10 protein-coding genes and 1 pseudogene are annotated in these 15,850 nt (G+C 54.0%); 7 read left to right on the top strand and 4 right to left on the bottom strand.

The genetic code is table 11. From position 1 onward, the window contains the following. Positions 1-126 precede the first annotated feature (126 nt). The 3 genes from purE to IGQ15_RS08735 all read left to right on the top strand — a co-directional run bounded on the left by purE (position 127) and on the right by IGQ15_RS08735 (position 5,047). Positions 127-648, top strand: coding sequence for a 5-(carboxyamino)imidazole ribonucleotide mutase (purE, locus tag IGQ15_RS08745; RefSeq protein ID WP_297050889.1), 522 nt, complete (start codon positions 127-129; stop codon positions 646-648). Positions 649-725: 77 nt separating this feature from the next. Beyond that, positions 726-2,957 (top strand): bifunctional (p)ppGpp synthetase/guanosine-3',5'-bis(diphosphate) 3'-pyrophosphohydrolase, encoded by a 2,232-nt coding sequence (locus tag IGQ15_RS08740; protein ID WP_297050886.1) that lies wholly within the window; start codon positions 726-728, stop codon positions 2,955-2,957. Between the two features lie 50 nt (positions 2,958-3,007). Beyond that, a complete protein-coding gene (locus IGQ15_RS08735; RefSeq protein WP_297050884.1) occupies positions 3,008-5,047 on the top strand; it encodes a putative PEP-binding protein in 2,040 nt (679 codons plus the stop codon). Between the two features lie 113 nt (positions 5,048-5,160). On the opposite strand, the gene IGQ15_RS08730 is transcribed toward IGQ15_RS08735, so the two are convergent. Next, on the bottom strand, positions 5,161-7,311 hold the full coding sequence (locus IGQ15_RS08730; RefSeq protein WP_297050882.1) for an HAD-IIB family hydrolase: 2,151 nt from the start codon (positions 7,309-7,311) through the stop codon (positions 5,161-5,163). Positions 7,312-7,374: 63 nt separating this feature from the next. Here IGQ15_RS08730 and IGQ15_RS08725 point away from each other — a divergent pair, with 63 nt between their 5' ends. The 4 genes from IGQ15_RS08725 to glgB all read left to right on the top strand — a co-directional run bounded on the left by IGQ15_RS08725 (position 7,375) and on the right by glgB (position 12,273). Continuing rightward, entirely contained in the window at positions 7,375-8,061 is a 687-nt protein-coding gene (locus IGQ15_RS08725; protein ID WP_297050891.1) for an ABC transporter ATP-binding protein, read from the top strand. Between the two features lie 137 nt (positions 8,062-8,198). Next, positions 8,199-8,741, top strand: a complete 543-nt coding sequence (locus IGQ15_RS08720) for a hypothetical protein (protein WP_297050880.1) — start codon at positions 8,199-8,201, stop codon at positions 8,739-8,741. Positions 8,742-8,797: 56 nt separating this feature from the next. Then, positions 8,798-9,889, top strand: coding sequence for a quinone-dependent dihydroorotate dehydrogenase (locus IGQ15_RS08715; protein ID WP_363315830.1), 1,092 nt, complete (start codon positions 8,798-8,800; stop codon positions 9,887-9,889). An 83-nt stretch (positions 9,890-9,972) separates the two neighbouring features. Beyond that, complete coding sequence (gene glgB / locus IGQ15_RS08710) at positions 9,973-12,273, top strand: 1,4-alpha-glucan branching enzyme (protein WP_297050874.1); 2,301 nt, start codon at positions 9,973-9,975, stop codon at positions 12,271-12,273. Here the strand turns inward: glgB and IGQ15_RS08705 are convergent. The 3 genes and pseudogenes from IGQ15_RS08705 to IGQ15_RS08695 form a co-directional block, all read right to left on the bottom strand. Next, positions 12,270-14,087 carry an ABC transporter ATP-binding protein gene (locus tag IGQ15_RS08705; RefSeq protein ID WP_297050871.1) on the bottom strand — a complete coding sequence of 606 codons (1,818 nt, stop codon included), beginning with the start codon at positions 14,085-14,087 and terminating at the stop codon, positions 12,270-12,272. The genes glgB and IGQ15_RS08705 overlap by 4 nt on opposite strands. 69 nt (positions 14,088-14,156) lie before the next feature. Beyond that, the gene (gene gndA, locus IGQ15_RS08700) at positions 14,157-15,599 is read right to left on the bottom strand and encodes an NADP-dependent phosphogluconate dehydrogenase (protein WP_297050870.1); all 1,443 of its coding nucleotides are present in this window, start codon (positions 15,597-15,599) and stop codon (positions 14,157-14,159) included. A gap of 79 nt (positions 15,600-15,678) precedes the next feature. After that, positions 15,679-15,850 (bottom strand): annotated as a pseudogene (locus IGQ15_RS08695) (protochlorophyllide oxidoreductase); the annotation flags it as partial.

Genomic DNA, 15,850 nt, shown 5'->3' with positions numbered 1-15,850 from the left:
GAAACCCCAACTGATGGGCAAATTGCTTAATCGCAGCAGCAGTAATCATAGAGAAATAATATCTCGCTCCTCTGAAAAGGGCTGTAGGATGAGGTTGCACCGTTTGCTGAGGGAGTAAGAAAAGGGATGTCAGAGATGCCGCTGGTTGCCATTGTTATGGGCAGTGATTCCGACTTGCCGACCATGCAGGGGGCGATCGCCATCTGTGAACGCTTTGGCATTCCTCATGAAGTGGCTATCCTCTCGGCTCACCGCACTCCCCTTGCCATGGTCGAGTTTGCCCAAAATGCTCATCAGCGGGGTCTGAAAGTCATTATTGCTGGCGCCGGGGGAGCTGCTCACTTACCCGGCATGATTGCTTCGTTAACCCCCCTACCCGTGATTGGCGTACCTGTACCGAGCCGCCATTTGCAGGGGCTGGACTCCCTCTACTCAATTGTGCAGATGCCGGCTGGGATTCCCGTGGCGACGGTTGCCATTGGCAATGCCCAAAATGCAGGCCTATTGGCTGTCCAACTATTGGCCAGTCATAATCCAGGGCTGCTGGAGCAAGTGATTGCCTATCGTCAAGAGTTGACCGCCACGGTGACCGCTAAGAATCAAAAACTGCAAACACTGGGGGCTAGCGCCTATCTGCAACAGCAGTGATCCCTCCCTGAAGGTCTGATTGAATTAAAATATACGTACCCGAATCCACTGTGCCGCTCTCCCGATCGCCTGCTGCCATGAACGCTTTTGCACCTAGCTTGCCGACTGATATCGAATTACCCGATTGGTTAGCGACGTGCCTGCGAAATCCAGAACCTGAGAATGGGGATGATTTGGTCTGTCGAGCGTTTCAATTCGCCTACGACCTACACCAAGGACAGCGGCGCGCGTCTGGAGAGCCCTACATTGCCCATCCTGTGGCAGTGGCGAGTATTCTACGGGATTTAGGCGGTGGGCCTGCTCTTTTGGCGGCGGGGTTTCTCCACGATGTGATTGAGGATACCGCTGTTACGGCAGAGGAGCTAGAAGCTAAGTTTGGTGCCGAGGTGCGGCGACTGGTGGAGGGGGTCACCAAGCTCTCGAAGTTTAACTTCTCCAGTAAGACAGAGCGGCAGGCGGAAAGTTTCCGGCGGATGTTTTTGGCGATGGCGCAGGATATTCGGGTCATCGTTGTCAAGCTGGCCGATCGCTTGCACAATATGCGCACCCTTGAGTATCTACCGGAAGATCGCCGCCGTGCTATTGCCCAAGAAACCCGTGATGTCTTTGCCCCCTTGGCCAACCGTTTGGGGATCTGGCGGATCAAGTGGGAGCTGGAGGATCTGGCCTTTAAGTATTTAGAGCCAGAGGCCTACCGCCGCATTCAGGAACTGGTGGCCGAAAAACGAGCCAATCGCGAGGCCCAACTCCAGCAGGCGATTCAAATTCTTCAGGAGCGGTTATCGGAGATGGGCTTTGGCTACTTAGAAATTAGTGGCCGGCCCAAGCACCTCTACAGCATTTACCAAAAAATGATGCGGCAGCAAAAAGAATTCCATGAAATCTATGATGTGGCGGGCATTCGCATTCTGGTGGCCACAAAGGATGAGTGCTATCGTGCCCTTGCGGTGGTCCATGACTGTTTTCTTTCCGTGCCAGGGCGGTTCAAGGACTACATTAGCTTGCCTAAACCTAACCAGTATCAATCCCTGCACACGGTAGTTATTGGTCTCGGGGGGCGCCCCTTGGAGGTGCAAATTCGCACGTTGGCGATGCACCATGTCTCTGAGTATGGGATTGCCGCCCACTGGAAGTACAAAGAAACGGGTCATTCCTTGCCCCAACAATGGAGTGCTCGCGATCAAAAATTCACTTGGCTACGACAGCTACTGGATTGGCAAAATGACCTCAAGGATGCCCAAGAATATCTCGACAGCATTCGCGATGATCTCTTTGATAAGGAGGTCTATGTCTTTACGCCCCAAGGGGACGTCCTTGCCCTGCAACAGGGGGCGACGCCCCTCGACTTTGCCTACCATATTCACACCGATGTCGGGAATCACTGTGCCGGGGCACGGGTGAATGGGCGGATGGTGCCCTTGGATACGCCACTGCGCAATGGCGACATTGTTGAGATTATTACCCAAAAAACTGCCCACCCCAGTTTAGACTGGTTGAATTTTGTTAAAACCACAACGGCACGCAACCGCATTCGGCAGTGGTACAAGCGATCGCGCCGCGAGGAAAACCTGCAACGGGGACGAGAATTACTGGAGAAAGAACTGGGCAAAGCCGGTTTAGAAACGCTTCTGAAGTCACCGCAAATGCAGCAGGTGGCCGAGCGCAGCAACTACCAGAGTGTCGATGATCTCGTGGCTGCCTTGGGCTATGGCGAAATTACGCTGAATCTCGTGGTGAATCGACTGCGGGCAATTACCCTAGCGCGTCCCGAGACAGCCACACCGGAACTGCCTTCAGAATCTACCCCTGTCAACCGTGTACCCGCCACTACGAAACCCAGTGATTCTCCGATTCTTGGGGTGGAGGGCTTGGTTTATCACATTGCTGGCTGCTGTTGTCCCGTGCCCGATGAACCGATTATTGGTGTCGTGACGCTGGGGAGTCGGGGTATTTCCATTCATCGTCAGGGCTGTAGCAACCTAGAGTCGGTGTCGAGCGATCGCTTGATTCCCGTGAGTTGGAACACAAAAGTCAATCAACGCCGTCCCCAAACCTACCCTGTGGATGTGCAAATTGAGGTCATTGATCGCGTTGGTATTCTTAAGGATATTTTGACCCGTTTAACCGATAGTCAAATTAATGTGCGGCGAGCCAATGTTCACACGGATCCGGGACGCACGGCGATTATTGACTTGTGTATTGATATTGTGAATGCAAAGCAGTTGGATCATATCTTGGCACAAATTAGAAAAATTACTGATGTCCTCAACATTCGTCGCCGTCAGCAAACGGAAGTGAGTTCTCCCTAGGTCGGATTGTCTGCTCCCAGACCGCCAAGGACGATTAAGGAAACGCATTTGTGACATCACTCCTTCTGGAACCCCTACAACAGTACCCAGCGGAAGTTCTTCCCCCGACATTGGTTGCCCTGCAAGAGACGCAAAAAGTCTTGCCGCCGCCTCATCCCGTGTGGTTGATTTCCACCAGTGTCTGGCAACAGTTGCGCTCTGGCGTCATTCCGCTGTGGCAAGCAGCCTGCGATCGCTGGCAGGAGGTAGCCCCCAATGCAGCAGATTTCAAGGCACTGGCACTGGAGATGACCCATGAATTGCCCCCCTTGGATGTGGGGGAGCTAGAAACAATTTTTGCTGCTTGTCATCACTTTTGGCAACAACAGGGGGGAGAGAGTCATCTTGTTCTCACCACCTATCTTTGGCAGGAAACTGTGGACTTACCTTGGGGGCTAGGTCGTGGAACCGTGTTAAATCATCCCAGTTTACCCCTGTGTCATCAGGCGCTCGAAGCTGCCTTTGCGGCCCTTGTTCAAGCCAAGAATCTCTATACCTATTGGCAGCAGGGATGGGATTTTTGTCGGCTCAAAGCGGTGATTTTACTCTACCCCCTGAGTACCATTGTTGCCTCAGGCTGGTGGACAGGGAGTGATCCAACAGTGCAGGCGATCGCCAGCGGTGTGAGGCTCCCCCATCACGGCATTCCTTTGCCCCCAAGGGGAATTGAGTTAACGCCCGCAGAGGAGCAATACTTGCAGCAGGCCTGTCGCGGGGCGGCGTCCCATCTGTGGGTTTGGCATCGCAGTCAGACACAGGTTTGGTGGGGACAGTGTTTAGCAGAACCTCTCCCAGTTGTTGCTGCGCCGCAGCCGGTAGGGCGCACATTACTGGCTGAAGGGCTGCCCGCTGCTCCTGGACAGGCGATCGCCCCCGCCATTGTTGTAACCGACCCCTGTGCTCCCGCTGCTGTGGCCGGACGGATTTTAGTCAGCAAAAGTATTCCTCCCTATTGGTTGCCCCTTGTGAATGCTGCCGTTGGCGTGATTTGTGAGCAGGGGGGGCTAACGAGTCATGGGGCGATTCTAGCGCGGGAATTGGGACGGCCTGCCGTTGTCGGTGTGGCAAATGCGACTCAGCAGATTAGTTCGGGAATGACCCTGTTTCTGGATGGTCATCGGGGTGCTATCTATCAACTGCCCCCAGAGCCATTGCCAGTGGTGGCTACCTCCTCTTTGCAAACGCCTGCACCCCCGACGGTCAAGCGGTTGCCCTTGCAGGTCATGGTAAATGTCAGTCAAGTCAGTGCCCTGCGGTTGTTGCGATCGCTCCCCTGTGATGGCATTGGTCTATTGCGCTCAGAGTTGATGTTATTGGCCTTTTTGGATCATCGCCATCCCTGTCATTGGTTAGAGCAGGGGGAAGCTGAGCACTTGCGCAATCGCTGGGTGCAGCACCTGTGTGAATTTATGCGGGCAATCGCCCCCCGTCCCCTCTTTTATCGCACGTTGGATTTGCGGCCGGCGGATTATCGACAACTTTTGGCGGGATTTCGCTTTGAACCAGAAACAGATTGGGGGTTGCGGGGCGTGAGTCGCTATCCCCATTGTCCAGAACTATTTCACTTGGAACTGTCGGCGCTGGCGATCGCCCACCGTTTAGAGACCTGCCCTTTACGCATTGTTCTGCCCTTTGTGCGCAGTGTCAGTGAAGTAGCCTATTGTCAAAAAGCACTTGCCGAGCACGGCCTCACACCAAATGTGGGCATAGAACTGTGGGTCATGGCGGAGGTGCCGGCCATTTTATTTTTACTGTCTGATCTAGCCAACCTTGGCGTTGCTGGCATTACGATTGGCACCAATGATCTGACGCAACTGCTTTTGGGTATTGATCGCGAAACGGCATTACCAGAGTTAAATGAAAACCATCCTGCCGTGAGGGGGGCGATCGCTCAACTGATTCAAGGAGCCAAAGCTCACCATTTAGGCTGTAGTCTTTGTAGCGAAGCCCCCACCCGCTATCCCCATTGGCTGCCGTGGTTAATTGACTTGGGTCTTGACAGTATCTCCGTTAGCCCCGAAGTTGTTACCCAAGTATTTAACCAGCTTTAATGGTTAAGGCGTTTTTCTAAAATATGGGGTATGTAAAGGTGATATAGTCCTTTACTACAGTAACTTTGACTATTTTGAGCGTGTTCAATTTTGATGTTATCGCCGGCTTTGCGTTAGAAGCCGTAGTGTTCAATTGCTTCGAGAATCCCTTGGGCGTAGTGACCTTGGGCAAAGTAAATATGGGGGCGATCGCGCAACTTTTCCAATTCAGGACTGTGATTGCCCACAACAACGGCAAGGGTATTCCCCGTCAGCATTTGCTCATCATTACCAGAATCGCCAGCCACCAATAGTTTTTGTACTGGATAGCCCCACTTGAGGGCAAGATAGCGCAGGGCATCGCCTTTTGAGGCACGGAGGGGCAAAATATCCAAGAACTGATTGTGGGAGAAAATCGGCCGACAATGGAGTTTCTGCTGCCGTAGCAGACGCAACACTGGTGTAATGTTGGGGAGAACCGTGGTATCCACGTTGTAGCTAATTTTGTGGGAGCGTTGATTTTCTGGGGGTTGCAGCGTCAGACCCGCCACATCGGCGAGGGTGTCTCTGACCCGTTGGGGTTCCCAGCGATAGCTAATGTGCTGCTGCCAACTGGTGTCGGGAACCAAGTGAGGGCCATAGTGAATTTCACTGCCCACGGACGTAATTAAAACATCGGGAATCGGCACACCCCATTCATGGAGTACCTCTAGGGTAATTTCGAGATGACGCCCCGTTGCCACCCCAAAGCCCATTTCAGGACGGCGTTGCAGAAGAGCCAATAGTCGCTCAAGGGCAGGGCGATCGCCAATCAAGGTATTGTCAATATCACTAATCAACAGGCGTTCGAGGGTGAGGAGGCGGTTCCGTGTCAGGGTTGTTGGCAGTTTATTACTCTGGTACTGAGCCGGTTGCCGCTGCACACTCAACACAGGCAACACTGATTTTTCCGCGAGTTGATCAAGGGCGTGCAGATACATCTCCACATGACTGCGCCAAGAGTAGTGGGCTTGTACCCCCTTAAGGCCATTTTCTCTCCAAGTCTGCCACTGGCTATCACTTTGAAAGGCTTGGTGCAGGGCACTGCGAATGGCTTCTAGATCAAGGGCATCAAAGAGCAACCCATTGCAACAGTGGCGGATAATCTCCTGCGGCCCGCCATCCGCTGTCGCCAAAATCGGTAATCCACAGGCCGCCGCTTCAATGAGCGTCAGGCCAAAGGGTTCAGTGAGGGCAGGATTGATAAAGACCCCCCGCTGTTGCGCGGCTAAACGGTAAAGATCGGGGACTTCATCACTGGTATGGGTTTTCGGATAGGCGACTTTGCCATAGAGGTCATAGCGATCGACCAGCAAAAAGAGTTCCGTCAATACTTGGCGAGGGCTGGCCTCCATCTTGCTAATATCGGTGCGATTGCCAAGAACTAAAACGAGATTCGCTCGCTCCTGTAAAAAGGGATCGCTGCCATAGACATTGAGCAGGGCAGCCACATTCTTGCGCGGTACTGGCCGGGAAAGGCAAAAGATAAAGGGCTTTTCCGGTTCCACCAAAAAGCGACGCAATTCCTTGCGAAAAGGCAAATCCGCTGGCACAGGGGCTGGATAGAAACGGCTGGTATCTACCCCCGGCGGAATCACCGCCATCCGCTCTGGGTCGTATTGATCGTAGAGCCGATACTGCTCTTCGACCTCCTGATGGGTACTGGCAATAATCAGTGCCGCACTGGCAAGGGTTTGCTCTTCGGCTTCAATGCGAGTCGTAAAGTGAAACTGCTCTTCAATGGCATCGGGCTTACTCCCCTGGGCAAGGAGTCGCTGTCGCTTGACCCGGCCGAGGGAATGCCCAGTGTGAACAAGGGGAACTCCCAACCAGCCGGCAACGCGGCAGCCCACATAACCGGCATCGGCATAGTGACTATGGATCACATCGGGCATGCGGCCACTTTGGCGGAGGTGGCGCAACAGTTCATCGGCAAATACGTCTAAATAGGGCCAAAGAACTTCCTTGCGCAAATAACGGCGAGGGCCACAGGCCAGACGGACAATGCGGGCGCGATCGCCCATCCGCTCAATGGGCTGGGCATAGTCGGAGCTGACCTTGGCATCGGGAATCAGACGAGTGACCAAATCCACCTGCGCCACCCGGGGATGGGCTGCAAGGGTTTTTGCCAGTTCGACCACGTAGCGCGTTTGTCCTCCCGTATCGGCATCTCGCCCCAGTTCAAGGCGATCGCCCCGAATCAAACCATGAATACTGATGAGGACAATGTATAATCCCTCTTGCATAGCTGCTCCCTTACTTGGTGCACTACAACCCAATTGGGGGTCCTCCTCACCCTACCGAAAAACATGAGCATTGTCCAAAAAGCCATGGCGGCAATCCCCCCAGCAATTCATCTCAAAGAGGTCTCCTTTGGCTGGTCTCCAGAGGCTTTAGTGCTGGATCGAGTCTCCCTAGAAATCCCTCGGGGGCAACTATGGATGCTCCTCGGCCGCAATGGCAGTGGTAAGTCAACGCTGGTGCGTATTTTGGGAGGTCTCTTACAGCCCCAAAGCGGAGAAGTCTATGTGGAGCAGCCCCTTGGCTTTGTTTTCCAGAACCCTGATCACCAACTGGTGATGCCCAGTGTCGGTGCGGATATTGCCTTTAGTCTCAATGGTGAGGCGCTCAACTATTGGCAGGTGCACGAGCGCGTTAGCGCTGCTCTGCAAGCGGTCAATTTACAGGGGCTAGAACGCCGTCCCATCTACGCCCTCAGTGGGGGTCAAAAACAGCGGGTGGCCATTGCCGGGGCGATCGCTCGCCATTGTCGGGTGCTATTGCTCGATGAACCCACAGCCCTCCTTGACCCCGATAGCCAGCGGGAACTCTTGGGCTACGTGCGCCAACTGGTTAACACCCAAGGGATCACAGCGCTGTGGGTCACCCACCGTCTCGATGAACTGGCGCAAGCAGACGGTGCCATTGTTCTTAATCGCGGCAAAGTCATTGGCCAAGGGGCACCCGCCGACATGATGCCTCTGCTGCACGCTTGAAAAGCCAACCATTCCTGCGCCGAAAGGGCTCTCCCAAACCGCTGGCCCTCCTCTTGGGCTGCTATGATCAAAAGATATAGAATGCTGGCATACGAATTCACCGGTAGGATTGAGTTATTGCATTAGGAGCGATCGCCATGACTGAAACCCCTCAAACCCCACCCCCCGAAGAACCCACGGCCAAAGCAGGTCGTCCCGCCCGTCGCAGCAACCCGCCGGCCAAGGAAAATAGCGGTCAAATGGTCTCCCTTGCCGAAAAAACCGCTCTCGCCCCCGCAGGCACGACCACAGCCAGCGACATCGTGGTATGGCAAACCTTTAATAGTGCGGGCTTACGTCCCATTGAAGCCAGTCCCGTGCAAGTGGTGCACATGATCAAAGATGCTGGCGAGCGTCCTGTGCTCAGCAGTGGCCTGCAAATCTATGACAGCATCAACTCCGCCGGTATTCGCCCCATTGTGGCCACCAATTTCCGGGTGGTTGAAACCCTGAACATCATGGGGGTGCGCCCGGTGGCGGCAGATGACTTTGAAATTGTCGAAACAGTGAATTGGATGGGCATTCGTCCGATTACCACCAGTGGCCTGCACATTGCTGAAACCTATTATTCCGCTGGGGAGCGTCCCGTTGCCTCCAATATCATTGATGATTCACCTGTTCTCATGGGCTATCTGGACTAGGGTGACAGTGTTGACCATTCAACCCTCTAGGGGGGGCAATGGCAGTCTGGATGGCCATTGATCCCTATCGGCACTTGCTGCGGCCACTTCTTTTTTCGGGGTTGCAGGCGGATCCAGAATTTCTGCACCAGCAGTTTATCTCCCTCTGTGGGTGGCTCAATCAAGATCGTGCCCTAGGGGCTTGGCTGCGGCAGCAACTTCAGCAACGTTATGCCCTTTCAGATCCCCGTTTAGAGCGACAGATCTGGGGACTGCGCTTTCCCAATCCCATTGGTTTGGCAGCCGGCTTTGATAAGAATGGCGTCGCCCGCAGTGTCTGGTCAGCCTTTGGCTTTGGCTTTGCGGAGTTGGGCACCGTCACTTGGCAGCCACAACCGGGAAATCCGCGTCCGCGCCTTTTTCGCTTAACGGCCGATCGCGCAGCGATTAATCGTATGGGGTTTAATAACGCCGGAGCAGAGGCTATGGCCACCTTTTTGGAGCGATCGCCTGAGCCGACGATTCCCATCGGCATTAATCTGGGCAAGTCAAAAATGACCCCCTTGGAAGCTGCAAAAGAGGATTACCTAGCCAGTTTTCGCCGCCTCCATCCCCTAGGAGATTATTTCGTGATTAATGTCAGTTCTCCCAACACACCAGGGTTACGGGATCTGCAAGCCAAGGAACAACTGGAACCCATTTTGGAGACGCTACAGACCGCCAATCACCCCCGCAAGCCCCTGCTTCTGAAAATTGCCCCCGACTTGAGTTGGGAGCAGATTGCGGCGATTCTTGAGCTGATTCAAACCTATGAACTCGCCGGCATTGTGGCCACCAATACCACAGTGGCACGGGAGGGGCTGAAAACCCAGAGGATTCCTCAGACGGGGCGATCGCCGGCGGACGAGGCGGGAGGTCTCAGTGGTGCCCCTTTGCGCGATCGCGCTACTGCTGTGATTCGCTTTATCCACGAACAGACCCAAGGCACTTTGCCGATTATTGGGGTGGGGGGCATTTTTACGCCAGAGGATGTGATTGAAAAACTGGCGGCCGGTGCAACACTGGTGCAACTCTACACCGGTTGGATTTACCAAGGACCGAGCCTATTGCCAGAGCTACTCAAAGGACTCTTAGCCCACGCAGCCGATCAAGAGAAACCAGAGAAATAGCGTCTGTGCCCTTGTCAAGGGAAGCATTCTAACTGTTAACTTTTCTATAGTATTGTCCCTATACTTTACGAAAGTATAAAAATATGACCGTTTCGCCCGAACAGATTGACCGCATTGTTTCCAACCAGCACCATGACCCCTTTGAAATTTTGGGCTGTCACCAGATCACTGAGAGTGGCCAATCCATGTGGGCGGTACGCGCCTATTTACCCAATGCCGAACGGGTGAGTGTCCTCTGTCCAGAGCAGCGTCAGGAATATCCGATGACGCCGGTTCACCACCCCCACTTTTTTGAGTGCCACATTCCCGTGGCCGAACTCAATAACTACCAACTGAAAATCTACGAAAATGGCCACGAGCGCGTCATCTATGACCCCTACGCCTTCCGCTCCTCAAAGCTGACGGATTTTGATATTCATCTCTTTGCCGAAGGCAATCACCACCGCATCTATGAAAAACTCGGGGCACACCTGCTCACAGTCGATGGCGTTGCAGGGGTGTATTTTGCCGTCTGGGCACCCAATGCCCGTAATGTCTCTGTCATTGGCAACTTTAACCACTGGGATGGCCGCAAACACCAAATGGCACGGCGTGGCAATGGTATCTGGGAACTCTTTATCCCCGGCTTGGGTGTGGGCGAGCACTATAAGTACGAAATTAAGAACCAAGAGGGCCACATCTACGAAAAATCAGATCCCTACGGCTTCTACCAAGAACCGCGTCCCAAGACCGCTTCCATTGTCACCGACCTCAATAGCTACGAATGGGGCGATAACGACTGGCTGGAAAAACGGCGCCACACCGACCCCCTCACTCAACCGATTTCCGTCTTTGAGGTGCATTTAGGATCGTGGCTCCATGCCTCAATGGAAGAGCCGCCCATTGGTGCTGATGGCCAACCCCAAGAACCCGTACAGGTGGCAGAACTTAAGCCTTGGGCACGCTTTCTCACCTATCGCGAATTGGCGGCCAAACTCATTCCCTACGTCAAGGAATTGGGCTACACCCACATTGAACTCTTGCCCGTTGCTGAGCATCCCTTCGACGGCTCTTGGGGTTATCAAGTCACTGGCTACTACGCCCCCACCTCTCGCTATGGCAGCCCCCAAGACTTTATGTATTTCGTGGATCAGTGCCACCAAAACGGTATTGGTGTGATTGTCGATTGGGTACCGGGGCACTTTCCGAAGGATGGCCACGGCCTCGCCTTCTTTGATGGTACCCACCTCTACGAACACGCGGATCCCCGCAAGGGCGAACACAAGGAATGGGGCACCCTTGTCTTTAACTATGGTCGCCACGAGGTGCGCAATTTTCTGGTGGCCAATGCGCTCTTTTGGTTTGACAAGTACCACATCGACGGTATTCGCGTGGATGCCGTGGCCTCGATGCTCTATCTTGACTATGCCCGCAAGGAGGGTGAGTGGGTACCCAATGAATACGGCGGACGGGAAAATTTAGAGGCGGCTAACTTTCTGCGCCAAGTCAACCACGTGATCTTTAGCTACTTTCCGGGGATTCTCTCGATCGCTGAGGAGTCAACGGCGTGGCCAATGGTCTCTTGGCCAACCTACATGGGAGGATTGGGCTTCAACCTGAAGTGGAATATGGGTTGGATGCACGATATTCTGGACTACTTCAGCATGGATCCGTGGTTCCGCCAGTTCCACCAAAACAATGTCACCTTCAGTATGTGGTATCACCACAGCGAGAACTTCATGCTGGCGCTGTCCCACGATGAGGTGGTGCACGGCAAGAGTAACATCATTGGCAAAATGCCGGGCGATCGCTGGCAGAAATTTGCGAATCTGCGCTGTTTATTTGCCTATATGTTCACCCACCCCGGCAAGAAAACAATGTTCATGGGGATGGAGTTTGCCCAATGGAGTGAGTGGAATGTCTGGAGCGATTTAGAGTGGCACCTGCTGCAATACGAACCCCACCAGCAAACCAAACGCTTCTTTGAGGATCTCAATCGCCTCTACCGTTCACAACCTGCCCTCTACACCCAAGATTTCAAACAGGAAGGCTTTGAGTGGATTGACTGTAGCGATAACCGCCATAGCGTTGTTTCCTTTATCCGCTGGGATAAGGACTACCAAGATTTTGTGGTTGTCGTCTGTAACTTTACACCGCAGCCCCATAGCCACTACCGCATTGGTGTCCCAGAGCATGGCTTCTATAGTGAACTCTTTAACAGTGATGCCCGGGAGTATGGCGGCAGCAATATGGGCAACTTGGGCGGTAAATGGGCGGATGAATGGCCCTACCACCACCGTCGCTATTCCCTTGATCTGTGCTTGCCCCCCTTGGCCGTGCTGATCTTGAAACTGGATCGCGAGAAGACAGCGGCGGAGCGGGCACGCTATAACCTCAAGTCCTAAGTCGTGAGAATTCCCGCTTGGACTTGCCAAAGGCTGTAATAAACTCCCTGCTGAGCAAGGAGTGCCTCGTGGGTACCCTGCTCCACAATTTCCCCCCCCTCAAGGACATAAATGCAGTCGGCATGGCGAATGGTGGAGAGGCGGTGAGCAATGGCAATGGTGGTGCGATGGGCCGTAATGTGGGCTAGCGATCGCTGGATGGCGGCTTCCGTTTCGTTATCCACTGCTGAGGTGGCTTCATCAAGGACAAGAATCGGCGGATCTTTAAGAATCGCGCGGGCGATCGCCAGCCGCTGCCGCTGACCGCCGGAGAGTTTTTGCCCCCGCTCCCCCACCACCGTGTTGTAACCTTGGGGCAGTTGCTCGATAAATTCATGGGCCTCGGCCAGTTTTGCCGCATGGATCACGTCAGCAAGGGTTGCCCCGGGACTGCCATAGGCAATGTTTTCAAAGACGGTGCCGTGAAAGAGAAAGACATCTTGACTCACCCAACCAATGGCGCCCCGCAAATCCCGCAGCCGATACTCGCGAATATCCACGCCATCAATGAGGATGCGCCCTTCTTGCACCTCATAGAACCGCAGTAACAATTTCACAAGGGTACTTTTACCGGATCCCGTGGAGCCAACAATGGCGATCGTCTGACCCGCAGGGACGTGTAAACTGACATTTTTCAGCACAGGGGCACGCCCAGCATAGGCAAAGCTGACGGATTCAAAGCGTACCTCCCCTTTGACATGGCGCGGATCAAGGGGGCGATCCCCCGTACAAATCGCGATCGGCGTTTCCAGCAAATTCAGCACCCGCTGCGTTGAGGCCATGGCGCGCTGATACTGATCCAGTGTTTCCCCCAAACGGGTCAAGGGCCAGAGCAACCGTTGAATCAGATAAACCATCGTGCTGTAGGCGCCCACATCCAAGCGCCCCTGAAAAGTCGCAAAGCCCCCGAGCACCAACGTTCCCGTAAAACCAAATAGAATCACAAAGCGAATCAGGGGAATATAGGCCGCACTCAGGCGAATGGCGCGGCGATTACTCTGTTGGTAGGCTTCACTATCCCAGCGCAGGCGCTCCAACTCGTAAGCCTCGGCAGTAAAGCTCTTGATCGTTTGAATGCCCGTGATATTGTTGGCCAAGCGTTCATTGAGGAGTCCCGCCTTTTCCCGCACATCGGCATAGCGAGGAGCGAGTCGCCGCTGAAAGATGACAGATCCCCAGAGAATAAAGGGCATCGGTAGCATGCCCCAGATCGCCACATTAGGTGCCAAATAAAAGAAAATCCCACCAATCACTAGGACGGTGGTTGTGACTTGCAACACCTCGTTGGCACCGCCATCCAAAAAGCGCTCTAGTTGGTTAATGTCATCGTTGAGAATCGAGAGCAACACCCCACTGCTGCGCTCCTCAAAAAAGGCCAAATCCATCTCTTGGACGTGGGCATAGGTTTCAAGGCGCAGGTCGTGTTGAATCTGCTGGGCTAAACTGCGCCAACTGCGGGCATAGGCATACTCAAAGAGGGACTCCAAGCTCCAGATCACAAAGGATAGCCCCGCCAAGGCCGACAGTTGCTGCTCAAAGGTCACTAGCCCCCAGCGGGCAAAGAGAGAATCTTGCCGCTTCACCACCAAATCCACAGCCATCCCAATCAGAACCGGGGGAGCAAGATCAAAAATTTTATTGAGGACAGAGTAGAGGGAGGCAAACCCCACTTGGCGTTGGTAGCGTTGGCTGTGGTGCAGGAGTCGTAAAAACGGATGCAAGGATTCTTGGCCTCCCCAAAGTGCAAGATGATCGCGGGCAAGGAAATCACTCACCTAATTCTTAAGATAGGCTAAAGAATTGCCCACTTGGGGAACAATGCCTCCAACGCTACTGCCTGCCTCTTAAACGGATGCTTTTCCTGCCTCCTGAATTGGTACCCACTCCGTATGGAAAGTGCCCGGTTTATCGATTCGCTCGTAGGTATGGGCACCAAAGAAGTCCCGCTGTGCTTGGGTAAGATTTTGCGGCAGGCGATCGCGCCGATAGCTATCGAAGTACTCTAGGGACGCACCAAAGGCGGGCACAGCAATCCCAGCCCGGGTCGCCTCCACCAAGACCTCCCGCCACGCCGCCTGTTTATCAAGGATGGTTTGCCGAAACTCCGGCGCCAGCAACAGATTGGCCAGTTGGGGATTTTCGCTGTAAGCCTGCTTGATCTTATTCAGGAAGCCCGCGCGGATAATACAGCCCCCCTTCCAGATGCGGGCAATCTCGCCAAGGTTTAGTTGGTTATCAAAAAGCTCTTGGGAGCCTTTGGCAATCAGCGCCATCCCTTGGGCATAGGAGCAGATTTTCGAGCAGTAGAGGGCATCGCGAATTTTGCTAATGAATTCTTCAATATTGCCGCTAAAGTGAGCCGCAGGGCCGGGGAGGACTTGGGCAGCCGCCATCCGCTCGGCTTTGATGGAGGACATGATGCGGGCATTCACAGCAGCGGTAATCGTTGGAATTGCCACCCCCATTTCAAGGGCACTTTCCACCGTCCAGCGACCGGTTCCCTTTTGACCTGCCGCATCCACGATCACATCCACAAGGGGCAAATGGGTTTCTGGGTCAATATAGGTGAAAATCTGGCTAGTAATTTCAATCAAAAATGAATTGAGTTCGGGGGTCTCATTCCAGCTTTTGAAGACCTCATGAAGTTGCTGGTGATTGAGGCCAAGGAGGTTTTTCAGCAGGTCATAGGCCTCGGCAATGAGTTGCATATCGCCATACTCAATACCGTTGTGCACCATCTTGACAAAGTGACCCGCTCCCCCCGGTCCAATGTAGGTGACACAGGGGCCATCATCCACTTGCGCTGCAATTTTGGTGAGAATAGGTTCGAGGGCTTGATAGGCCTCACGACTACCGCCGGGCATGAGACTTGGGCCATTGAGGGCACCTTCTTCACCACCGCTGACCCCCATACCAAAGAAGCACAATCCTGCCGCCTCCATTTCAGCAACGCGGCGTTCAGTCTCCCTGTAGAGGGAGTTGCCACCATCAATGAGGATGTCTCCTGGTTCAAGGAGCGGCTTGAGTTGCTGGATCAGGTCATCCACGGGTTTGCCGGCTTTGACCATCGCCAAAATGCGGCGGGGACGCGACAGGGAAGCAACAAATTCCTCAAGACTATAGGTGGCCTTGAAGCGACGGCCGGCGGCGCGTTCGGCCATGAAAGCTTCGGTGCGGGCGGGAGTACGATTATAGACTGCCACGGAGAATCCATTTCGCTCCACATTGAGGGCAAGGTTTTCCCCCATGACAGCGAGGCCAATGACGCCAAAATCTTGCTGTGACATACATCCGTCCTGCAATGGCAAGGATTACTTCCACCATAGCGGCAAGCTCAGCAAGAGGAATGGAAGAAGGTATTAACTTTTAGGCCAACCCCACCAGTTTTTCACTCAACTCCCAAAGGCGGCGGGCTTTTTGCTCATCACTGCCCTCTGCCGAGAGTTCTTGGACAAAGGCTTTGCGGCCTTCTTTTTGGCGATTACCCCAACTCCAGTGCACCCCCGACTGGCGAAACTCCGGGTCTGCCACCACCATT

Origin of the sequence: Thermosynechococcus sp. M98_K2018_005 (genome assembly GCF_015295825.1) — a bacterium.
Taxonomy (GTDB): domain Bacteria; phylum Cyanobacteriota; class Cyanobacteriia; order Thermosynechococcales; family Thermosynechococcaceae; genus Thermosynechococcus.
The sequence above is the reverse complement of the archived record's forward strand: the minus strand, read 5'-3'. Positions and strand labels throughout refer to the sequence as shown.